This is a genomic window from Bacillus sp. 165 (genome assembly GCF_017742235.1).
In the GTDB taxonomy this organism is placed as follows: Bacteria; Bacillota; Bacilli; order Bacillales; family Bacillaceae_G; genus JAGHKQ01.
Window position 1 is genome coordinate 59,523 of the sequence record NZ_JAGHKQ010000004.1, and the last position, 22,119, is coordinate 81,641.

Annotated in this window: 20 protein-coding genes and 4 tRNA genes; 21 read left to right on the forward strand and 3 right to left on the reverse strand. The window is 37.0% G+C overall.

The genetic code is table 11. The annotated features are described in order from the left end of the window. Positions 1-9 precede the first annotated feature (9 nt). Positions 10-417 carry a Fur family transcriptional regulator gene (locus J7Q84_RS07920; protein WP_209093988.1) on the forward strand — a complete coding sequence of 136 codons (408 nt, stop codon included), beginning with the start codon at positions 10-12 and terminating at the stop codon, positions 415-417. 49 nt (positions 418-466) lie between these two features. Here J7Q84_RS07920 and ispG read toward each other — a convergent pair whose 3' ends face one another. The 3 genes from ispG to J7Q84_RS07935 form a co-directional block, all read right to left on the reverse strand. Continuing rightward, entirely contained in the window at positions 467-1,558 is a 1,092-nt protein-coding gene (gene ispG / locus J7Q84_RS07925; protein ID WP_481747538.1) for a flavodoxin-dependent (E)-4-hydroxy-3-methylbut-2-enyl-diphosphate synthase, read from the reverse strand. Between the two features lie 121 nt (positions 1,559-1,679). Beyond that, positions 1,680-2,009 carry a LysM peptidoglycan-binding domain-containing protein gene (locus J7Q84_RS07930; protein ID WP_209093989.1) on the reverse strand — a complete coding sequence of 110 codons (330 nt, stop codon included), beginning with the start codon at positions 2,007-2,009 and terminating at the stop codon, positions 1,680-1,682. Positions 2,010-2,108: 99 nt separating this feature from the next. Continuing rightward, positions 2,109-2,885: a DUF1189 domain-containing protein gene (locus J7Q84_RS07935; RefSeq protein ID WP_209093990.1), complete on the reverse strand. Its 777-nt coding sequence runs from the start codon at positions 2,883-2,885 to the stop codon at positions 2,109-2,111. 182 nt (positions 2,886-3,067) lie between these two features. On the opposite strand from J7Q84_RS07935, the gene J7Q84_RS07940 reads away from it, so the two are divergent. From J7Q84_RS07940 to J7Q84_RS08035, 20 genes are all read left to right on the forward strand, one after another. Then, positions 3,068-3,142, forward strand: a tRNA-Asn gene (locus tag J7Q84_RS07940). A gap of 1 nt (position 3,143) precedes the next feature. Then, positions 3,144-3,217 (forward strand) — tRNA-Met (locus J7Q84_RS07945). A gap of 7 nt (positions 3,218-3,224) precedes the next feature. Further along, positions 3,225-3,298, forward strand: a tRNA-Ile gene (locus J7Q84_RS07950). Positions 3,299-3,300: 2 nt separating this feature from the next. Then, positions 3,301-3,393, forward strand: a tRNA-Ser gene (locus tag J7Q84_RS07955). Positions 3,394-3,658: 265 nt separating this feature from the next. Then, positions 3,659-4,270: a superoxide dismutase [Mn] gene (gene sodA, locus J7Q84_RS07960; RefSeq protein WP_209093991.1), complete on the forward strand. Its 612-nt coding sequence runs from the start codon at positions 3,659-3,661 to the stop codon at positions 4,268-4,270. A 263-nt stretch (positions 4,271-4,533) separates the two neighbouring features. Beyond that, entirely contained in the window at positions 4,534-5,811 is a 1,278-nt protein-coding gene (locus J7Q84_RS07965) for an MFS transporter (protein WP_209093992.1), read from the forward strand. A 106-nt stretch (positions 5,812-5,917) separates the two neighbouring features. Continuing rightward, positions 5,918-8,044 (forward strand): peptidoglycan D,D-transpeptidase FtsI family protein, encoded by a 2,127-nt coding sequence (locus tag J7Q84_RS07970; RefSeq protein WP_209093993.1) that lies wholly within the window; start codon positions 5,918-5,920, stop codon positions 8,042-8,044. Positions 8,045-8,301: 257 nt separating this feature from the next. Then, complete coding sequence (locus J7Q84_RS07975) at positions 8,302-9,258, forward strand: PstS family phosphate ABC transporter substrate-binding protein (RefSeq protein WP_209093994.1); 957 nt, start codon at positions 8,302-8,304, stop codon at positions 9,256-9,258. A 121-nt stretch (positions 9,259-9,379) separates the two neighbouring features. After that, the gene (pstC, locus tag J7Q84_RS07980; RefSeq protein ID WP_209094262.1) at positions 9,380-10,288 is read left to right on the forward strand and encodes a phosphate ABC transporter permease subunit PstC; all 909 of its coding nucleotides are present in this window, start codon (positions 9,380-9,382) and stop codon (positions 10,286-10,288) included. After that, positions 10,288-11,166 (forward strand): phosphate ABC transporter permease PstA, encoded by an 879-nt coding sequence (pstA, locus tag J7Q84_RS07985; protein WP_209093995.1) that lies wholly within the window; start codon positions 10,288-10,290, stop codon positions 11,164-11,166. Before pstC ends, pstA begins: the two co-directional genes overlap by 1 nt. A gap of 37 nt (positions 11,167-11,203) precedes the next feature. After that, the gene (pstB, locus tag J7Q84_RS07990) at positions 11,204-12,025 is read left to right on the forward strand and encodes a phosphate ABC transporter ATP-binding protein PstB (protein WP_209094263.1); all 822 of its coding nucleotides are present in this window, start codon (positions 11,204-11,206) and stop codon (positions 12,023-12,025) included. Between the two features lie 27 nt (positions 12,026-12,052). Beyond that, positions 12,053-12,709, forward strand: coding sequence for a phosphate signaling complex protein PhoU (gene phoU / locus J7Q84_RS07995; protein WP_209093996.1), 657 nt, complete (start codon positions 12,053-12,055; stop codon positions 12,707-12,709). 261 nt (positions 12,710-12,970) lie between these two features. After that, complete coding sequence (locus J7Q84_RS08000; protein ID WP_209093997.1) at positions 12,971-14,164, forward strand: glycosyltransferase family 4 protein; 1,194 nt, start codon at positions 12,971-12,973, stop codon at positions 14,162-14,164. 4 nt (positions 14,165-14,168) lie between these two features. Next, positions 14,169-16,556, forward strand: coding sequence for a sugar phosphate nucleotidyltransferase (locus J7Q84_RS08005; RefSeq protein WP_209093998.1), 2,388 nt, complete (start codon positions 14,169-14,171; stop codon positions 16,554-16,556). A 69-nt stretch (positions 16,557-16,625) separates the two neighbouring features. After that, complete coding sequence (gene rpmG / locus J7Q84_RS08010) at positions 16,626-16,775, forward strand: 50S ribosomal protein L33 (RefSeq protein ID WP_209093999.1); 150 nt, start codon at positions 16,626-16,628, stop codon at positions 16,773-16,775. 82 nt (positions 16,776-16,857) lie between these two features. After that, positions 16,858-17,451 carry a 5-formyltetrahydrofolate cyclo-ligase gene (locus tag J7Q84_RS08015; protein WP_348519836.1) on the forward strand — a complete coding sequence of 198 codons (594 nt, stop codon included), beginning with the start codon at positions 16,858-16,860 and terminating at the stop codon, positions 17,449-17,451. An 87-nt stretch (positions 17,452-17,538) separates the two neighbouring features. After that, on the forward strand, positions 17,539-19,092 hold the full coding sequence (locus J7Q84_RS08020) for a rhomboid family intramembrane serine protease (RefSeq protein ID WP_209094001.1): 1,554 nt from the start codon (positions 17,539-17,541) through the stop codon (positions 19,090-19,092). 63 nt (positions 19,093-19,155) lie between these two features. Then, positions 19,156-20,610 carry a spore germination protein gene (locus tag J7Q84_RS08025; protein WP_209094002.1) on the forward strand — a complete coding sequence of 485 codons (1,455 nt, stop codon included), beginning with the start codon at positions 19,156-19,158 and terminating at the stop codon, positions 20,608-20,610. 126 nt (positions 20,611-20,736) lie between these two features. After that, positions 20,737-20,943 carry a YqgQ family protein gene (locus tag J7Q84_RS08030; protein ID WP_209094003.1) on the forward strand — a complete coding sequence of 69 codons (207 nt, stop codon included), beginning with the start codon at positions 20,737-20,739 and terminating at the stop codon, positions 20,941-20,943. A gap of 25 nt (positions 20,944-20,968) precedes the next feature. Next, entirely contained in the window at positions 20,969-21,943 is a 975-nt protein-coding gene (locus tag J7Q84_RS08035; RefSeq protein WP_209094004.1) for an ROK family glucokinase, read from the forward strand. Positions 21,944-22,119: the final 176 nt, after the last annotated feature.

Here is a 22,119-nt window from a genome sequence, read left to right on the forward strand (position 1 = left end):
GGGGTGCAGATGAATCTTGAACAGGCGTTACACCTTATGAAGGAAAAAGGCTATAAACACACAGGAAAACGTGAAGAAATGCTTCGTTTATTTGCTTCTTATAATAGATATTTAACAGCAAAAGATGTGTTAGAGTATATGAGGGATGATTATCCGGGGCTCAGCTTTGACACAATTTACCGAAATTTATCTTTATTTGTGGAACTTGGTGTTTTAGAGCAAACAGAACTTGGGGGAGAGAAAAACTTCCGTTTTACGTGCGCAGCTCTGCATCATCATCATTTTATATGCCTGGATTGCGGAAAAACAAAAGAAATTACAGTTTGCCCTATGAAAGAAGTGCAGGAGACTATGAAGGGGTTTAATATTACAGGTCATAAATTTGAAGTGTATGGAAAATGTCCGGATTGTATATAGAAGCAAAAACGTGTCATATGTAGAATGACACGTTTTTTATGTTCTGCGATTACTTTTCTTGTTTTGCAAGATATTCTTCTGCAATTTTATCGATTTCTTTTTTCAGTTCTTCTACCATAGTTTCTTCCGGTACTTTACGGACGATTTCACCTTTACGGAATAATAACCCTTCTCCGCGTGCACCTGCAATCCCGATATCCGCTTCACGTGCTTCGCCTGGACCGTTAACGGCACATCCCAGTACGGCAACCTTAATAGGAGCTTTGATTTTTTGAATATATTCTTCAACTTCGTTGGCGATACTGATTAAATCAATTTCGATACGGCCACATGTCGGGCAGGAAATTAATGTAGCTGCATTGGAAGAGAGCCCAAAGGATTTTAATAATTCTCTTGCTACTTTGATTTCTTCTACAGGATCGGCACTTAAGGAAATACGCAATGTGTTTCCAATCCCTTTACTCAAAATTGCCCCTAAGCCAGCAGCGCTTTTTACAGTTCCGGCAAACAATGTTCCAGATTCTGTAATACCAAGATGCAGTGGATATTTAAAGGCACGAGCTGCTTTTTCATAAGCTTCAATAGCGAGGTTTACATCAGAAGCTTTCATAGACACGATAATATCGTGGAAGTCTAAATCCTCTAGAATCTTTATATGATGCAATGCACTTTCCACCATACCATCTGCAGTTGGATATCCGTATTTCTCAAGAATTTTGCGCTCCAAGGACCCTGCGTTCACCCCGATACGAATTGGAATACCCTTTGCTTTTGCCGCATTTACAACAGCTTCTACTTTTTCACGACGACCAATATTACCGGGGTTAATACGAATTTTATCAATCCCGCCTTCGATTGCTTTTAATGCAAGACGATAATCAAAATGAATATCTGCTACTAACGGGATATTAATACGCTTTTTAATCTCTGGTATTGCATTTGCAGCTCGTTCATCTGGTACCGCCACACGTACGATTTGACAACCAGCTTCTTCTAAGCGTTTAATTTCTGCTACTGTTGCTTCTACATCATGGGTTTTTGTTGTGGTCATGCTTTGTATAATCAATTCATTGCTTCCGCCAATTGTTAAATTACCAACCTTAACAGGACGTGTTTGTGTACGATGCGTTATTTCATTCACGAATAAATCGCTCTCCTTAAAATCTATATTTGAATGATCTATATCTATTTTTAGAGCCCAAAGCCCGTTTCTCAATTATTGTAACAATGGACATAGGACATTGACAAGAATAATGATACCATCACTTATATAAAGGGAATTTATATGTTTGTCCTACTCTCAGCTTATTGGGAGAAGAGTTAGGGTTAAGCTTGCGAAAATCTGTTACCACCTTCTCAATAGAAGGAATACCTTTTTCATTAATTTGTTCTACTACAGACAATACAGTGTCTCCGCTCTTGACTTCAAGGTTTTTGTATAGCTTTGAGATGGTTTCGTTGGCGACAGACTTTGTAGTTGTTTGTTTCTGGCTTGAATATGTATGCAGTAAAGGAAGAGTGCCAACAGTTATATCATAAAATAGGGCGTAGCCTATCAATAAAGCAATCATAGTAATGGCAAGTCTTTTCATATTTCTCCCTCCTTATGTAGAGAAATATATGCTTGTCCACTTGTTTTAGACCAAAATAAAAAGAAAAACCGCATACATTGTGTACACGGTTTAGTGTGTCTATTTTGTTAATTTTTTAGAAGCAGGAACTTCTTTGATTGTTAAGTACAAAATAAGCATAGAAACAACGGTAAAAATGACAAATGATTGAGGAACCATTGTGTTTAAAGAGTCCATAATCATAAAAAATATAGTCGGAATCGTGATACTGTAGGCAGATAAGGTCCATGTTTGTTTATAATTTAAGTTTCGGTTCATTTCCTTAGCGAGAAAAATGCCAATTAACCCTAAAATTGTGATGCCCAAAAAGTTTGTAAAGCTGCCGGATAAGAAAAGAACAACAATAATAATAAGTAGTACGATAGGATAAATCTTTTCCGCTGTTTGAATGAAGTTCACTATATCTTGTTTGGTAATTGTAATATTGTCGAGTGAAGAATAAGGAACGACTTCTTGCTGCCCTTGTATATTAGAAATCACCTTATCCTTTAAGAAAAATATCCCATCACTATCCTGTAAAGGTGAGTTGTGAATGGTTGTTTCATTAGGATTAAACATAAAGATAAAGTTATCGCTTTCTTTTATAAGCGGCTCTATTTTCTCTGTTTGTAATTGCCCTTCTGCAATTGTAAAATCGGGTATGTCTGCTTTTACAGACTCTCCAATGAAAGTGAACTCCTCCTTAATAATAGTGTGTAAATGAACGCTTTTAGGAATGATTGTAAGAAACGAAAGGAGAAATATGTAAACAATCGTGCGACCAATTTTTTGAAACCGATAGCGCGCAATCTCTTTAGTAGAGTATAGGCTTTTATATAGTTGTTTTATAAATGACATACTTTCACATCCTTCTGAATACTAAGCATTATCATTGTACATTACATAATAATGTCTCACAAGAACGTCTTTTGATTTACAGAAAAAATAAAATAAAAATGAATAAAAAACTGCTTAAAAAACTGATTGACAGCTGTTAGGGCATATGGTAAATTTATAAATGTCTTCATAATTTTGAATATTCCACAGTAGCTCAGTGGTAGAGCAATCGGCTGTTAACCGATCGGTCGTAGGTTCGAGTCCTACCTGTGGAGCCATGGCGGTGTAGCTCAGCTGGCTAGAGCGTACGGTTCATACCCGTGAGGTCGGGGGTTCGATCCCCTCCGCCGCTATTTATAAGGACCCTTAGCTCAGCTGGTTAGAGCAGACGGCTCATAACCGTCCGGTCGTAGGTTCGAGTCCTACAGGGTCCATTGGAGGAATACCCAAGTCCGGCTGAAGGGATCGGTCTTGAAAACCGACAGGGGTGTAACAGCCCGCGGGGGTTCGAATCCCTCTTCCTCCGCCATAATACATAAATGCAAGCTTCTTCATTTGAAGAAGCTTTTATTTATTAAGAAGATAATATTTTGCAGCACAGCTTTACTTTTTATTTCTCTTCAAAGTTTTATAAACAGATTATTTGAAATCAGAAATAATTTTTGATATTTTAAGGATATTGATACATAAAGAGACAGATTTGTTTTCCATTATTCAGAAAATATTGTAAAATGAATCTGTACAACTATATGAGCTTATAAGCTTGTAACTACATATTCAAGGAGGAATTTTTAATGGCGAAATATGAACTACCTCAATTACCTTATGCATACGATGCATTAGAACCACATTTTGATAAGGAAACAATGAATATCCACCACACAAAGCATCACAACACTTATATTACGAACGTAAACGTGGCTCTTGAAAGCTATCCGGAATTAGCAGAAAAAAGCGTAGAAGCTTTAATTTCTGACTTGAACGAAGTTCCAGAAGCAATTCGCACAGCTGTTCGTAACAATGGCGGTGGACATGCTAACCACAGCCTGTTTTGGACTATCCTTTCTCCAAACGGCGGTGGCGCTCCTGTTGGCGAACTTGCAGCAGCAATTGATGCAAAATTTGGAAGCTATGATGCGTTTAAAGAAGAATTTGCAAAAGCTGCTACAACTCGTTTCGGCTCTGGCTGGGCTTGGCTTGCTGTCAACAATGGTGAATTAGAAGTAATGAGCACTGCAAACCAAGATTCTCCTTTAATGGAAGGTAAGACACCTGTTTTAGGTTTAGATGTTTGGGAGCATGCTTACTACCTGCATTATCAAAACCGTCGTCCAGACTACATTTCTGCATTCTGGAATGTAGTAGATTGGAACGCAGTTGAAAAACGCTATCAAGAAGCAAAATAATAGTGTACATGAAAGACCGAGCGTATTGGCTCGGTCTTTTTTACTGAAGAATACTCTAAAAAGAAAGCCTGTCATCAATACTTTCCTTCTTAGTTTGTTGTTTTAGCAAAGGGTAATCCACCGTTATTGGTAAAAATGTATAAATTATGTACTCCTTATGATATCTTCGTTAGCACCGCATCTGCTTCTGAAACATAGAACTTTTTTACATAATCACGCCAAGGATAGGAAAACTAAAGCGTGAAGTAAAGGGGAGTTTTATTATGAAGATGAAGCATTTAATCGGTGATGTAGAAGTAAATAAGGATATGGTGCTGCTTTTAGTGATAGGAGGTTTGTACACATTAGCCATATCGTTATCAAACACATTTGTAAATATCTATTTATGGAAGCAAACCAAAAATTTTTTTAATATTGGCCTCTACAACTTATCAATTGTTATACTCCAGCCCATTACATTTGCATTTGCAGGAAAATTAGCCAAAAAAATAGACAGAATTATTATTTTACGTTTGGGTGTCAGTGCATTAGCCATATTTTTTATTACGGTTTTACTGGCAGGAACAAGCGCTTCAAAGTACATCTTACTGATTGGAGGAATGCTAGGAGTAGGTTATGGGTTTTATTGGCTGGCATTCAATTTGTTAACATTTGAAATTACTGAACCGGATACACGGGACTTTTTTAATGGGTTTTTAGGGTTATTGACCTCTTTTGCTGGAATGATAGGCCCTATTTTTTCGGGTTATGTTATTTCTCATATGATAAAGTGGAATGGATATACTTTTATTTTCTTTCTTTCTTTAACCTTATTTACTATTGCAGTCATTTTGAGCTTCTTTTTATCAAAACGGGAATGTGATGGAAGATATGAGCTAATGGAAGCGATGAGGGAAAGAAAACAAAATGAAAATTGGAAGCGGATTACAATTGCGCACTTTTTCCAAGGACTGCGTGAAGGGACGTTTATCTTTGTTATTTCCGTTTATGTTTATATCACTACAGGAAGTGAATTTGCAATTGGGAAATTTGGTCTAGTAAGTTCTAGCGTATCATTTATTTGCTATTATTTAGCGACTAGGCTAATTAAAGATAAATATCGGAAAAAAGCTATTTTATTTGGAGGTATTCTTTTATATATTGTTGTTTATCTTGTTATACTAGATGTTACATATAAAAAGCTGATTTTATATGCTGTCGGCATTTCTATAGCATATCCTATTCTGCTTGTTCCTTACAATTCAATGACCTATGATGTAATCGGAAAAGCAAACAGAATCAAGGAACTGAGGGTAGAGTATATTGTGGTGAGGGAATTGTACTTAAACTCAGGCAGAATTATATCCATTCTTTCTTTTTTATTTGCAGTTAGTGTCTTTAACCCTCAAAATAGTTTGCCGGTCTTACTCGGAATATTAGGAATGGGACATTCTCTTATTTATTTTGCTGTACGGAACGTCAGATATAAGGCTGAAAAAAAGGAACAGCCAGGTCTGGAGGTTTCTCGAACAAGACAAGAGCTTACAGAAGGCGAAGGTTAACTTATTATTGGATTTATGTTAGAATATAACTCTGTCACGACCAAAGGGCATCTTGCAAGATGTCCCTTTTAATATGTCTTAGTATTGTTGCAGAGGGGGGATCAACATGAAAAAGAAAAAGCAAAAGAAGAAAAAAAGTCATGTGCCTTTTCGGTTAAATATGTTATTTTTTGCTGTGTTCATTATGTTTTCGACTTTGATTCTTCGATTAGGTGTTGTGCAAATTGTTTATGGTGAGGATTATAAGAAGGAAGTAGAGCGAACAGAAAACTTAACAGTCAGTACCCCTGTGCCGCGAGGGAAAATATATGACCGATATCATAGAATTGTAGTGGATAACGAGCCTTTACGAACCATTACATATACAAGATTAAAAAGTTCTAAAGCAGATCAGCGGATGGATATTGCAAAAGAGCTTTCTAAACTTATCACGATGCCTACCGATAAAATTACAGATCGTGATAAAAAGGATTTTTGGATGACTTTATACCCAAAAAGAGCAGAAGCCAAAATAACAAAAAAAGAAAAAACATTGTTTAAACAGGAAAAGCTGACGGATAAAGATATTTATAACTTAAAATTGGACAGAATTACAAAAACGGAACTGAAAGAGCTGACATCCCAAGATTTAAATATGTTAGCAATTAAAATAAAAATGGACAGCGGGTATGCGATGACTCCGCAAATTGTCAAAAATCAAGATGTAAGTCCTACTGAATATGCTGTCATTAGCGAGAATTTAGATAAACTTCCCGGTGTAGATACCACAACTGATTGGAACAGAAAGTATGTATATGAGAACATGTTCAGAAGTATTTTAGGAAAGATTACAACCTCAGATGAAGGGCTGCCGAGAGAGCGTCTCGACTATTATTTGGTTAGGGACTATAATCGCAATGACCGTGTTGGGAAGAGTTATATAGAACAAAAATATGAAGATGTTTTGCATGGAACAAAAGCTAAAGTAAAGAACGTAACAGATAAAGAAGGTAATATTTTAGAAACAAAGTACCTATCTAAAGGACAGCGTGGCAATGATTTAGTTCTCACTATTGATATGGAGCTTCAGAAAAAGGTAGAGCAGATTATTGAAGAAGAGCTGCTCGCAGCAAAAGGAACAGCAGGAGCAGATTTATTAGACCGTGCCTTTGTTGTATTAATGAATCCAAAAAATGGTGAAGTACTCTCTATAGCTGGGAAAAAGTTAAATAAGAACGACAAAGGGCAAGAAATACAAGACTATGCACTGGGGACATTTACCAGTTCGTATCCGGCAGGTTCTGTAGTTAAAGGAGCTACAGTGCTTACAGGGTATCAAACAGGGGCAATTGAACCGGGAACGGTACTAGTGGATGAGCCTATTAGAATTAAAGGGACACCTGTAAAGGCTTCTTATAAAACAATGGGTGCAATTAATGATTTAGACGCATTACGCATGTCTTCGAACGTTTATATGTTTAAAACAGCGATGAACTTAGCAGGTGTAACGTATAAACCGTACGCACCGTTGCCAGTAAAATCGGAAGCTTTTGATACAATGCGCTATTATTATAGTCAATTTGGGCTTGGGGTGCCAACGGGAATCGATTTGCCTAACGAATTTTCTGGATATAAAGGGCCAAGCGATAAGCCTGGTTTCCTGCTCGACTTAGCGATTGGTCAGTATGATACGTATACTCCTTTGCAATTGGTGCAATATGTATCTGCCATTGCGAATGGGGGATATCGTATTAAACCGCAAATTGTAAAGGAAGTACGAGAACCGACTGCGAAGCCAGAAGAACTTGGAAAAGTGACCGAATCTGCTGAGCCGGTTGTATTAAATAGAATCGATATGGAGGAAGACTATATTGCAAGGGTGCAGGAAGGATTTCGCCAAGTTATGCAAGTAAAAGGAGGTACGGGGAATCCATATTTCGGGACGGCTCCGTATTTGCCTGCAGGTAAAACTGGTACAGCGCAGACATTTTATGATGGGCCTGATCAGGAAAAGAGGAAGAGCGGGCCAAATGGAGCTCCTCCCGCAGTGTATAATTTAACACTAATAGGATACGCTCCTTATGATGATCCGCAAGTGGCATTTTCTGTAGTTGTTCCTTGGCTGCGTAATGATACCAATCCGGTAAATAAGAAAATTGGCAGAAGAGTATTAGATGCCTATTTTGAGTTACTCAAATCTGAAGAGAGTACAAATTCGCATACCACAGATTCTGAAACGGGATCTCAACAATAAAGATTGCAAAAAGAGCACACTATCTTTTAAGATAGGTGCTTTTTTTTACACAATAAACATACCTATTTTCTAAAGGCTTTTTGTACAAGCCATCCGGAATAGTATGAAACATTATGTGGAACCCTTAATGATAATTAGCGAATAATGTCGATATTTACAAAAGCTTAACATTTGATTAAAACCGAATTAATAGTTGAGCAGTATTCTTATACCTGTAGGACAAAACAATACAATATAAACCTTAGGGGGAACAAGAAATGAAGAAAGGCTTTAAATATGTTGCATTATCAGTAATGGCTGGTTCTTTACTAGCATTTTCTACAGCTTGCGGAAATGGTGCAGATAAAAATGGCACTGAGAAAACATCAGAAGAACAAAAACAATTATCTGGTGAAGTGGCAATAGATGGGTCTTCTACCGTATTTCCAATCATGGAAGCTGTATCTGAAGAGTATGCAGCAGAGCAGCCGGACGTAAAAGCTCCTGTAGGTGTATCTGGTACTGGCGGCGGTTTTAAGAAATTCGTTGTTGGTGAAACAGATTTAAGCAACGCATCCCGTCCAATCAAAGATGAAGAAAAACAGCTTGCTGAGCAAAATAAAGTTGAATTTACAGAATTTGAAATTGCAAAAGACGGCTTAACTGTCGTAGTAAATAAAGACAACGATTGGGCTAAAGATTTAACAGTGGAAGATCTTCAGAAAATGTGGTTAGAAGACGGAACAACTAAAAAATGGTCAGATATCAATCCAAAGTGGCCGAATGAAGAAATCAAGTTTTATTCTCCTGGTACTGATTCTGGAACATATGATTATTTTGATGAAGTAATTCTTGAAGAAAAGCCTTTAGTTAAAACTGCAACATTATCTGAAGATGATAATGTTCTTGTAACAGGTGTTTCTGGCGATAAGTATGCAATTGGATTCTTCGGTTATGCTTACTATTTAGAAAACAAAGATAAAATTAATGCTGTGAAAATTAACGGTGTAGAACCGAATAATAAAACAGTTGAGTCTGGTGAGTACAGCCCGCTTTCTCGTCCATTGTTCGTATATGTTAACAACGCTTCTATAAAAGAAAAAGACTATGTATATGACTATATGAAGTTTGCTTTAGAAAATGCTGGTGCTCTTGCAGAAGAAGTTGGTTATGTAAAATTACCGCAAAATAAATATGATGAACAAATGAAAAAGCTTGAAGGATTAAAAAAATAATAAAGAGATAAGGGGATGAGAGGCAGAAAGGTTTCTGCTTCTTATCTTGCCATGGAATGGAAAGGGGTTTTCACCATTGGCTTTAGGGAAAAATATTGAAACGAAGCTATCTGTCAAGGAAATGATTCAAGAAAAAAAAGCAAAAAATTCGACCGGACAATTAATAGAAAAAGCAGTACCGAGCATTCTTTTAGTAATTGCTGTTATTTCCGTTTTAACAACGCTGGGTATTGTATTTACTTTAATCTTTGAAACAATGACATTCTTTAAGAGAGTATCTATTGTAGAATTTTTAACCGCAAAGGAATGGCTGCCGTTCTTCAGCAGCGATCCTAAATATGGTATTCTGCCATTGATCTCAGGAACATTGCAGATTGCTTTCATTGCAATGTTAGTTGCCGTACCGATAGGTTTGGCAAGTGCTATATTTTTGAGTGAGTATGCGTCAGATAAAACTCGACGCATTGTCAAACCGGTTTTAGAAGTGCTTGCTGGTGTTCCTACAATTGTATATGGCTATTTTGCTCTAACGTTTGTAACGCCGCTGCTTCAAAACCTAATTCCAGGTCTGCAATTTTTCAATGCTTTAAGCCCGGGAATTGTAGTAGGAATTATGATTATTCCGATGATCGCCTCCTTATCAGAAGATGCGATGACGGCTGTTCCTAATGCGATGCGCGAAGGAGCATTAGGCTTAGGGTCTACTCGTTTGGAAGTGGCATTAAAGGTTGTCTTGCCAGCAGCATTATCGGGCATCATTGCTTCAGTCGTATTGGCTATCTCTCGTGCAATTGGGGAAACAATGATTGTTACGGTCGCTGGGGGGGCTACACCAGTATTCTCCTTTGACCCTACCCACTCAATCCAAACGATGACAGCATATATTGTACAAGTAAGTTTAGGTGACGCAGGATATGGAACTACAATTTATTACAGTATTTATGCGGTTGGCATGACGCTGTTTGTATTTACTCTAATTATGAACTTACTCGCACAATATATTTCTCGTCGCTTTAAGGAGGAGTATTAATGAAATTAATCGATCAAAAGCAAGTGGCAAGAAAGATATCATTGCGCTTGCAAAAAAACAATATATATAAAGGATTGTTCATTGCTGCAACAGGATTTGCATTATTGATGCTTGTTATATTGTTATATCGGATATTCACTCAAGGAATTGGCTATTTAAATTGGGACTTCATAACGAACTTTGCATCAAGAAGACCAGAGCGTGCTGGAATCAGTGCAGCTCTTTGGGGATCGATTTGGCTTGTAGCCGTTGTTGCTCCAGTATCGTTAATACTTGGTGTAGGAACAGCGCTTTATCTGGAAGAGTATGCGAAGCAAAATAGATTTACGCAATTTATTCAAATCAATATTCAGAACTTAGCAGGTGTCCCGTCTATTGTGTTCGGCCTTCTAGGACTTACTGTTTTTGCTCGTGCCTTAAATCTTGGAGGCAGCATCTTAGCAGGCGGATTAACCATGAGTCTAATGATTTTGCCGGTTATTGTAGTATCGTCACAAGAAGCTATTCGGGCAGTTCCGAAGTCTTTGCGTGAGGCGTCATACGGAATGGGTGCAACAAAATGGCAAACGATTCTCCGTGTTGTGCTTCCAGCGGCAGTGCCGGGTGTGCTGACAGGCAGTATTTTAGCATTATCACGTGCAATAGGGGAAACTGCTCCATTGCTGGTGGTCGGAGCTCTAGCATTCGTAAATTTCTTGCCAAAAAGCATTATGGACAGCTTTACAGTTCTACCGATTCAAATTTATAACTGGACGAGTCGTCCGCAAGAAGCCTTTCATGATTTGGCTGCAACTGGAATCATTATATTGTTGGCTCTATTAATCGTCATGAACTCTATTGCTGTATTAATTCGAAATAAATTTCAAAAGAGATATTAAATAATTGTTTGTAATTGGATGAAGGGGGCAGTAAATGATGACAGCTACTGTTGTGAAAGTAAATTTGGGTGGACAAAATCAAGAAACAAAAAATGAAGTCGCAAAAAATATTGTATTCGATACGAAAAATTTAAATCTATGGTACGGTGAAGACCACGCATTAAAAGACATTAACTTAAGCATCCGTGAAAAAGAAGTAACAGCTATTATCGGACCGAGCGGATGCGGTAAATCTACGTATTTAAAAACATTAAACAGAATGGTGGAATTAGTCCCAATCGTCCGTACTACGGGTGCAATTGAATACAACGGCCGAAACATTTTTGATAAGTCATATCGTGTAGAAGAACTTCGTACACAAGTGGGAATGGTATTTCAAAAGCCTAACCCGTTCCCAAAATCTATTTATGAAAATGTAGCTTATGGTCCTAAAATCCATGGTATTCGTGATAAAAAAGTATTAGATGAAATTGTAGAAAAAAGCTTAAGAGGAGCAGCAATTTGGGATGAGTTAAAGGATCGTTTGCACGACAATGCTTATGGACTTTCGGGTGGCCAACAGCAACGCTTATGTATCGCTCGCTGCTTAGCGATTGAGCCAGATGTTATTTTGATGGATGAACCAACATCGGCCCTTGATCCAATTTCTACACTTAAAGTAGAAGAGTTAATTCAAGAGTTGAAGAAAAACTTCAGTATCATCATTGTAACTCATAATATGCAACAGGCAGCTCGTATCTCTGATCGGACAGCATTTTTCCTAAATGGTGAAGTTGTGGAGTTTACAGAAACAAATCGCTTATTTACGACTCCGACAGATAAAAGAACAGAAGATTATATTACTGGAAGATTTGGTTGATTTTCATCATCTGGGAGGGTACAAATAATGGTTCGTGAACAATTTCAATTTGATTTAAACTCATTACAAGCAAAAGTACTGGAATTAGGCGAGCTGTCACAACAAGCTTTAAGTGTAGCCATGGATGGATTATATTCTAAGAACGTTGAAGTGGCTTTAAAGGTCATCGAGGGCGACCAACGGATGGATGATTTAGAAGAAGAAATTAATGACTTTGCGCTTATGTTGATTACAAGGCAACAACCTGTAGCTGTTGATTTGAGAAGGGTATTTGTATCGATTAAAATTGCTGCGGATTTAGAACGTATTTCTGATCATGCAGTAAATATTGCTAAATCTACTATCCGAATTGGTGAAAAAGAATTATCTACTTCATTACGATACATTGAAGAAATGTACAAATTGGCTATTGAAATGCTTAGCTTGGCTATAACGGCATATAATGAAGAAGATTTAACAATTGCCAAGAAAATTGCAGAAATGGATGATGAAGTAGATGTTTTATATGGGGAAGCAATTAAAGAATATATTTCATACATTCCAAATAAGCCTGAGGAAAGCAGTCAAATCACGCAGTTAATGTTTATTGTACGGTATATTGAACGGATTGCTGATCATGTTACGAACGTAGCAGAAAGTGTGTTTTACCTTGTAAAAGGCAAGCACTACTTATTAAATGAATAGAATAACATAGAAGCATGGGGCAACTTTAGCCAGCATGCTTTTTTCTTTGGTATATAAATGAATAGAAAATAATGCTATACTACAACATTAGACAAAATAGGCTCGTTGAAGGAGAGGAGCAGGAATGATATGATTTAAAAAGATTGAATATTCTTTCTTTTTTAAGTATGATTAACTTTTAGTGTGGAAAGCGAACAACATAGCTGTAAGCTTCACTTTATACCAGTCTCTACTTGTATCGAGACAGAAAAGGAGTGAAAAATGAAAGCGCTGCGAATCTTAATGTTAGCTTGGGAGTATCCTCCTATGATTGTTGGTGGATTAGGTAGACATGTATATGAGTTATCGAAATCGCTTGCTAAAGAAGGACATAGTGTACACGTCATTACAACCTTTATAGAAGGGGAAAGTGTGTATGAGTGTAAGCACAATGTTCACATTCATAGAGTTAAAAGCTTATATGAAAATAAAGACCATTTTTATAAATGGATAAATGGATTAAATGAAGCTATGCTGCAGTATGTAAATTGTTTTTTTTCCAAAAACGAATTTGATCTCATTCATGCCCACGATTGGCTGGTTTGTACATCAGCAATTGCAATAAAACAAAAGTATAACATTCCTCTAATAACAACAATTCACGCTACAGAACACGGACGTAATAATGGGATTCATACAAAACTCCAATATGAAATACATATGAAAGAAAAAGAATTAACTCAAGCTTCTGATGCGATTGTGGTTTGTAGTCAGTATATGAAAGTTGAGGTTGCTGAAATACTTAATGCCTCTCAACAATCTATATTTGTATTTCCAAATGGAATTGATGATAAGTTTTTTGAACAGGTTACAGGCAGCACCGATATTCGTACGAAATATCAGCTTGAAAATCAAAAGTTAGTTTTTTCTATAGGAAGAATTGTGAATGAGAAAGGTTTTCAAACTATTGTTGATGCGGCACCATCTGTTATTGCCAAATGCCGTAATGTTTTTTTCATAATTGCAGGAAAGGGGCCGATGCTCGAGTATTATCGCAGGCTTGTGAATGATAGGGGACTATCGAAAACAATTAAGTTTCTTGGGCACATAACAGAAGAAGAGCAAAGAGCTTTTTTGCAGCAAAGTGATATCGTCTTAGTTCCAAGTCTTTATGAGCCATTTGGAATCGTTGCTTTAGAAGGCATGCTGGCTAAGAAACCGACTATTGTTTCTGATGTAGGGGGATTAAGTGAAATTATCAGTCATGGAAGAACGGGATATAAAATGGAGCCTGGAAATTCACATAGTTTAGTTCAGCAAATTACCGCAGTGTTAGATGAAAAGAAAGAAGCGGAAAAAATAGCTCAAGAAGGGCAACGGTATGTATTGGAGCATTATTCTTGGCTGAGAATTGCACAACAAACAGGAGGAGTGTATAGAAAAATCATGACTTCATATGGAAAATGTAGGGGGTGAGGGGATGAAAGGCGTTATTTTAGCAGGAGGGAAAGGCACACGCTTAAGACCTTTAACATGCAATCTCCCCAAGCCTATGCTACCTCTGCTTAATAAACCTGTCATGGAATATAGTATTGAGTTGTTAAAAAAGCACGGGATTGAAGAGATTGCTGTTACAGTTCAATATATGAGCTCTTCCATCAAAAATTATTTTGGAGATGGAAGCAGGTGGGGAGTGAAGCTATATTATTTTGAAGACTCTCCTCCTTTAGGTACTGCGGGCAGTATTAAACAGGCAGAAGAATTTTTAGATGAACCGTTCCTTGTTATGAGCGGAGATGCTTTAACGGACTTTAATTTATCAAAAGGGATCGATTTTCATACAAGTGAGGATCGATTATTGACTATCTTTATGAAGGAAGTATCCAATCCGTTAGAATTTGGGTTGATTGTGACTGATGAGGATCAGCATATTCAAAAATATATTGAAAAGCCTAATTGGAATGAAGTATTTTCTAATACTGTCAATACAGGTATTTATATGATGAATCCCAGTATTTTTTCATACATAAAGGAAGGGGTATTTACTGATTTTAGCCACGATGTTTTCCCTTTATTAATCGGTAAGGATGAAAATGTTTATGGGTATTTGTGCGAGGGGTATTGGCTCGATATCGGAACATTTCCTCAATATCGGCAAGCTCATTTTGATTTACTTACAAAAAAAGTGAAAGTTCCAGTAAATTATACTGAAATTTTACCAAGTGTCTGGATTGGAAAAGGAGTCACTATTGAACAAGAAACGGCTGTAAGAGGTCCTGTATTGATTGGAGACGGAGCAATTATTAAGGCAGGTACGGTCATTGAACCGTATACTATCATTGGACAGAATAGTATCATTTGTGAAAACGTGAATATAAAAAAGTCTATTTTATGGAATGAGGTATACATTGGAAAACAATGCGAGCTAACAGGTACTACTATCGCTCATGGTACTTCTATTGAAGATGGAGCCACTATATATGAAAAAGCAGTTGTTGCAGATCATTGTAAAATTGGGAAAAATACAGTGATTAAATCAGCAGTGAAAGTGTGGCCAGGGAAAATTATTAATGCGAGCTCAGTTGTTACATCATCTATTGTGGCAGCTCAGGAGATTTCATCTTCCTTATTCAAAAGAGGTTGTATAACAGGAAGGGCTAACGTAGATATTGTTCCCGAGCAAACAGTTCGAATTGCGGCAGCTTATGGGGCGACTTTCCCAATTGAATCAAAAGTATTAATTGCTAGTAATTCCAACATTTATGCTGCCTTTTTAAAGCAAGTGTGTATGAATGGATTACACTCTGCTGGGATTCATACATTAGAGTGTCCAGAAATTAGTGATGCGTGCTTTCGATACGTAATTTCGAAGGAACAAGTAGCAGGCGGAATATTTGTTTCAATGAATAAAGGAGAAGAAAGTGAACAAATTACAATCCGATTTTATAATGAACATGGTGAAAGTATCTCATCAAGGACAGAGAAAGAAATCCAGACTATTTATACAGCAGAGGCATTTCGGCATGTAGAGCCAATGCGAATTGGGCGGAATATGCAAGGTGGATTATATGAAGGTCAGTATGTACATTCGCTTTTAGAGCACATCCAAGTAGAACTGATTCAAAGTGAGAGGTTTCATTTACTTGTTAATCAAGTGGATAGCCCATTTCAAGAAACGGTGCTTGCTTTCTTTCAGATGTTAGGCTGCTCATTGACTTGGGTGTATTCACACAACAATGAGGAGCATATTAAAGCTATTATAAAAACAAGCGGAGCTGATATGGGCATTATTTTTAATGATCAGGGAAACACATTTGAGATTTATGATAAGTATGGAAATGTATATACGTACGTAGACAATGAGACTATTTACATCCCTCATTCTGTTATCAATAAAAAGGGTAATTCATGTTATCCGCTATCGTTAAAACATGGACCAAACTATATCATCTCTTATTTAGAAGAAATAATTCCTCATTTATCTTTGCAAAAAAACCAATATGACAAATTCAAGAATGATGCTTTATATCGTATTTCTAAATTATTAGAAATTATCTCTATTGAAAAATTACCTTTATACACTCTTTTTAAGAAATATACCCAGTTTCATTTACTCCGTGACGAGGTCATTTGTCCATGGAAGGAAAAAGGAAAAGTGATGCGAAAGCTTCTAGATGATTTTAAACAAAAGCAATTTGAAATAGTAGATGGAATTAAATTTGAACATCAGGATGGAGAATGGTCTTATATTGTGTCTGATATTAGCCAACCGAAATTTATCGTGTATTCACAATCGTTAAATCCTTCTAATGCAAAGGAAAATATTTCATATTTTATAGAAAAAATTAGACAATATCAAAAGGTGTAGAATTTTTATTTTAAAAGTGGTATCATAGTAAAGTCTGATTTAGTTTTTTAAGACTGGAGGGAAATAATAATGCGCGTAAATATTACTATAGCATGTACTGATTGCGGAGATCGTAACTATATCTCAAAGAAAAACAAGCGTAATAATCCTGAACGCCTTGAGCTTAAAAAATACTGCTCAAGAGAGAAGAAAGTTACATTACACCGTGAAACAAAGTAAGCAGTAGGATTTTTTCCTACTGCTTCTTTTTTTTGTAAATATATATGGTATGCTATTTTTAATGAAATGGAGGGGGGATACTGTGAATAGTGTGAAGACTGAAATACGAGCACAAATAAAAAAACAACTGCTGTCTCTTTCAGAGGAAGAGCATATAACTTATTCAACAACCATTGCAGAAAAATTATATAAACAGCCTGAATGGAAAGAGGCAAAAACGATAGCGATTACTATATCTGTAGATCATGAAGTGGATACATATAGTATTATTCAACAGGCATGGGTGGAAGGAAAACGAATCATGGTTCCCAAATGCATACGCGAAACGAGAGCCATGTCATTTCGGGAGATTAACGATTTTGAACAATTAGAAACAGTGTATATGAATTTGAAAGAGCCTATAATAGAACAAACAAAGATAGTAAATAAAGAACAGGTTGATTTAATTATTTGTCCAGGTCTAGCATTTACTGCAGCAGGGGACCGTTTAGGATATGGCGGCGGGTATTATGATCGTTATTTAGAGAATTACAAGGGTAACGTTATTGCATTAGCATTTGAATTTCAAATGGTTTCTTCATTGCCTATAGAAGAATTTGATCAAAAAGTTCGAAAAATTATTACGAATCGGCAAGTATATGATTGCCTTAATAATATTTTTAAAAGCGGACAATGACATCTGATTTTTATGCCCATTATTATGCAGGTTTGTGAATACGCTTTATAATAGAAGGTATAAGTTTAAAGAGGCGGAGGGGAGAACTTGCATAATAAACAAGAATCGCTGTACTGGGCGCTTCTATATCATTTTCTTTCTACTCATAATTATGAGATGATTTATTACTCAGAAACCGATGGGGAAGTATGGTTAGAGGTAAATGATTGGAAGAATAGTACGCTTATTCGTTTAAAACGCCAGGATATTGATTGGAGTAATTGGCTTCGTAACGATGTCGTACGTGTACAGGAAATAACTAAACAACTTATAAAAAGGAAATTACGTAAGCAGCAGAAAGTAATTAATATCTATATATCTAAATTAGATCCAATAGATGATTGGAGAGATATGATAGAATCTCTGACGGATCGTATTGAAAAATCAATACAAGTAGATACGGTTTTGTTCACAGAGGAAAACGGAAAAGAGCAACGAAAGTTCTTAGAAGAAACGTTTGAAATGAAATATGAGAATTTTATCTCCATCGCTGCCTTACAGGAGCAAGAACCTGAATTGGTGCGATTGCAAGTTGCTCAGCTTATACAGATGAAAAAACAGCAGCAACAACATATTTTAAACTATGCTAAGCCAATATTTACAATATTATTTTTAGCAATCCAAATTGCCATGTTTGCTTTGTTAGAAATTTACGGAAAAAGTACCAATACTGTTAATCTTATAAAATTTGGTGCTAAGTATAACCCGTTTATTGTACAGGGAGAATGGTGGCGATTCTTCACACCTATTTTTCTACATATTGGGTTTCTTCACTTGGCTATGAATTCCGTAGCTCTTTATTTTATCGGAAGCCAGGTGGAAAAAATTGTAGGTAACTTGCGATTTTTGTTTGTTTATTTATTTGCTGGATTTTTAGGAAGTGTGGCAAGCTTTGTATTTTCTGACAATGTGTCAGCTGGAGCATCCGGGGCTATTTTTGGCTGCTTTGGAGCTTTGCTTTACATTGGACTAACGTATTCTAAACTATTTTCCAAAACAATGATACAAAGTACATTGACTTTAATAGGGGTTAACCTTGTGTTTGGTTTGGTTACACCAGGGATTGATAACGCAGGCCATATAGGAGGACTTATAGGAGGGTTTTTAGCTGCTGCAATTGTTCATGTTCCAAAAAGGAAACTATCTGTTACGAAACGTGCAGGGGCTATTCTCCTATCCCTTATTCTGACTATAGGAGCATTGATGTACGGGTATACTATTCATAAAAATGAAACGGATACTCTATATTCCTTATACGAAGTACAACAAGCACTAAATGCGAAGCATGATGAAAAAGCAAAAAAGCTACTGAAGGAAATTGTATCGAATGAGAACCCTCCTTTAGAGGCAAGGTTTCTATTAGGGTATATATATGCTAAGCAAGGAGATACAGTGGAGGCTAGAAAACAGTTAGAAATGGTAATTCAGCAAAATCGGCATGATGATCGGGCACTATATTTTTTAGCTATAGTTTCAGGTCATGAAAACAAAATCGATGAAGCACTTCAATATATAAATGAAGCTATCAAAATTAATCCTGAAAACAATGATTATAAAAAACTAAAAGATGAACTAACACGTATAATAAATTCCAATTTATAGAAAAGTAAGCAGAAGAGAATCTGCTTACTTTTTTTGAGTTTTAGGAAGGAGAGAAATCGAACTATGGAAAAAAAACACTTAGCATCGAAAAGCATAGATCCTAACATCGTTTATATGAATAAACAGCTAAGAGTTGATGAAAACTTTGATGTTATACAAAAAAATGTTGAGTATGCGCATAAACGGATGTCCTTTTTTTACATCGATGGCTTCGTAAAAGACGATATGCTTCTCTATATCATGCAGTATCTATCTAAGCTGGAGGAATCGAGTCTGCAGGGCCATACAATAGAAGGTTTGATAAATTCGTATATTCCATATGTAGAGGTAGAGCAAACCGATGATTTGGAAACGGCAATTAGAAATGTTCTTGCAGGTCAAACAGCTCTTATCGTGGACGGTGAAGAGCATGTTATCCTTATTGACGCTCGTACATATCCCGTACGAGGCCCGCAGGAACCAGATACGGAAAAAGTGGTAAGAGGAGCGCGAGATGGATATGTAGAAACCATCGTCTTTAATACGTCTCTAACAAGAAGACGTGTGAGAGACCGTTCCTTGCGAATGGATTACATGCAAATAGGCCGACGTTCCCAAACTGATATCTGTATTTGCTATATTGAAGATATTGCAGATCCAAAACAAGTGGAAATGGTTAAAGAATCTTTAAAGAAAATTGATACGGATGGACTTCCAATGGGGGAAAAAACGTTAGAAGAGTTTATTTCAGGCAGGCATTGGAACCCGTATCCAGTTGTACGCTATACTGAACGTCCAGATACTGCAGCCGCTCATTTATATGATGGGCATGTATTAGTGATTACTGATGGTTCCCCAAGTGTGATGATTACACCGTCTACGTACTGGAATCATTTGCAGCATGCTGAGGAATACCGTAATAAACCAGTAGTAGGGGCATATTTACGTTTAGTTCGTTTTCTAGCTGTATGGAGCTCTGTTTTTTTGCTTCCGTTTTGGTATTTACTATCAGTTAACCAAGGGCTTCTTCCTTCTGGACTTTCCTTTATCGGACCGGACAAATTAGGGAGTATTCCGCTCTTTGTCCAATTCTTATTAATTGAAATTGGTATTGATGCTCTGCGAATGGCTACTATTCATACTCCATCTTCTTTATCCAGTTCATTAGGATTAGTGGCTGCAATTGTAATTGGACAAGGGGCTGTAGAAGTAGGTTTCTTCATAAACGAGGTTATTGTGTATTTAGCTATTGCGGCAGTGGGCACGTTTGCCACACCAAGTTATGAATTAGGGCTTGCGAATCGTCTGACTCGCTTAGCGTTGCTTACATTATCTGCAGCATTTGGAGTAATAGGCTACATAATTGGAATTACTATTTGGATTTTATGGCTTGCAGGAATACGTTCATTTAAAATGCCGTATTTATGGCCATTTTTGCCATTTTCCTATCGAGCGCTTCGGGATGTGATAATACGTTCTCCTCTTCCGTTAAAAAATCGGCGCCCAACAGCCTTACATCCACAAGATCCTGATCGGTAGCATTCACATCGCCCTCGAGACAAATTGACGGTATACTCCGTTCTTTTTATAATGGAGTATGTGAACGTTTGCTTATAGTAAATTCACAATGAAAAGATTACTTTTCATTGTATAGAAGGTGAATGTATGAAATCTATATACGATATCCAGCAGCTGCTGAAGCGATTCGGAACAATCATTTATACAGGGGACCGAGAAGCTGATCTTGAGCTAATGGAAGAAGAGCTTCGAGAGCTGCATCGCTCACAGCTTGTAGAAGAAAATGATTATCAAACGGCTCTGTTTTTGCTTAAACAAGAGGTGCAGAAAGAAAGACAAACAAAAGAAAAGTAGCTAAAAGAGGAAGGAGAAGAACGGTATGGAAGAAAAATGGTTAGTTGGTGTGGATTTAGGTGGTACAACAATTAAACTAGCTTTTATTACTATGTACGGTGAAATTCTTCATAAGTGGGAGATTCCAACGAATATCAGTGAACAAGGAAAACATATTACACTTGATATTGCTAAAGCGATTGATTTCAAATTAGAAGAACTAGGCGAAACAAAAAGTAAATTAGCAGGAATCGGTATGGGAGCACCTGGGCCGGTAAATGTAGTAACGGGACTTGTATACGAAGCAGTAAACTTAGGGTGGAAGGATTATCCATTAAAGGATTTATTAGAAGTAGAAACAGGACTTCCTGTTATAGTAGATAATGATGCGAATATTGCAGCATTGGGAGAAATGTGGAAAGGTGCCGGAGACGGGGCCAAGGATTTAGTGTGTGTAACGCTTGGCACTGGAGTTGGCGGTGGCGTGATTGCCAATGGCGAGATTATTCATGGAGTCAGCGGCGCTGCGGGTGAAATTGGTCATCTAACTGTTATACCTGAAAATGGAGCGCCATGTAATTGTGGAAAAACAGGCTGTTTAGAAACAGTTGCATCTGCTACAGGAATAGTGCGTATTGCTTTGGAAGAATTAAATAGCACGAAAGATGGAAGTGTTCTTCGCCAAATGAAGGAAGAACAGGGAGCTATTACTGCAAAGGACATATTTGATGCTGCTCGTACTGGAGATGTTTTAGCTGTAAGAATCCTTGATAAGGTGGCATTCTATCTAGGATTATCCATTGCAAATGTTTCTAATGCTCTTAATCCTGAAAAAGTGGTCATTGGTGGAGGTGTGTCTAAAGCGGGTGATGTTCTTTTAGGCGCTGTGCAGCGCTATTTTGAGCAATTTACATTTGTACGTGTAGCTAAAAGTACAAAGCTTGCGATTGCTACTCTTGGAAATGACGCAGGAGTTATAGGTGGAGCATGGATGGTCAAAGCAATGATTAATAAGAATTAATATGAAATAAGAGGCCTGCACGGTGTTGCAGGTTTTTTTATTTTATACAAGCTTATCACTTATCATTTTTTAGAATAGGATTTAATTTTAGTATGCATTACATATTGATTAGAAGGGTGTGTTTTAAGAGCGAGAAAAAGCAGGAATACTGAGCGGCTGAAAAAAGCAAGGCATAG

Bases quoted from the DNA above. Each gene is read 5' to 3' on its own strand.
- J7Q84_RS07920 (WP_209093988.1), top strand. From the start codon at position 10: ATGAATCTTGAACAGGCGTTACACCTTATGAAGGAAAAAGGCTATAAA.
- J7Q84_RS07930 (WP_209093989.1), bottom strand. From the start codon at position 2,009: ATGAAAAGACTTGCCATTACTATGATTGCTTTATTGATAGGCTACGCC.
- J7Q84_RS07935 (WP_209093990.1), bottom strand. From the start codon at position 2,885: ATGTCATTTATAAAACAACTATATAAAAGCCTATACTCTACTAAAGAG.
- sodA (WP_209093991.1), top strand. From the start codon at position 3,659: ATGGCGAAATATGAACTACCTCAATTACCTTATGCATACGATGCATTA.
- J7Q84_RS07965 (WP_209093992.1), top strand. From the start codon at position 4,534: ATGAAGATGAAGCATTTAATCGGTGATGTAGAAGTAAATAAGGATATG.
- J7Q84_RS07970 (WP_209093993.1), top strand. From the start codon at position 5,918: ATGAAAAAGAAAAAGCAAAAGAAGAAAAAAAGTCATGTGCCTTTTCGG.
- J7Q84_RS07975 (WP_209093994.1), top strand. From the start codon at position 8,302: ATGAAGAAAGGCTTTAAATATGTTGCATTATCAGTAATGGCTGGTTCT.
- pstC (WP_209094262.1), top strand. From the start codon at position 9,380: ATGATTCAAGAAAAAAAAGCAAAAAATTCGACCGGACAATTAATAGAA.
- pstA (WP_209093995.1), top strand. From the start codon at position 10,288: ATGAAATTAATCGATCAAAAGCAAGTGGCAAGAAAGATATCATTGCGC.
- pstB (WP_209094263.1), top strand. From the start codon at position 11,204: ATGACAGCTACTGTTGTGAAAGTAAATTTGGGTGGACAAAATCAAGAA.
- phoU (WP_209093996.1), top strand. From the start codon at position 12,053: ATGGTTCGTGAACAATTTCAATTTGATTTAAACTCATTACAAGCAAAA.
- J7Q84_RS08000 (WP_209093997.1), top strand. From the start codon at position 12,971: ATGAAAGCGCTGCGAATCTTAATGTTAGCTTGGGAGTATCCTCCTATG.
- J7Q84_RS08005 (WP_209093998.1), top strand. From the start codon at position 14,169: ATGAAAGGCGTTATTTTAGCAGGAGGGAAAGGCACACGCTTAAGACCT.
- rpmG (WP_209093999.1), top strand. From the start codon at position 16,626: ATGCGCGTAAATATTACTATAGCATGTACTGATTGCGGAGATCGTAAC.
- J7Q84_RS08025 (WP_209094002.1), top strand. From the start codon at position 19,156: ATGGAAAAAAAACACTTAGCATCGAAAAGCATAGATCCTAACATCGTT.
- J7Q84_RS08030 (WP_209094003.1), top strand. From the start codon at position 20,737: ATGAAATCTATATACGATATCCAGCAGCTGCTGAAGCGATTCGGAACA.
- J7Q84_RS08035 (WP_209094004.1), top strand. From the start codon at position 20,969: ATGGAAGAAAAATGGTTAGTTGGTGTGGATTTAGGTGGTACAACAATT.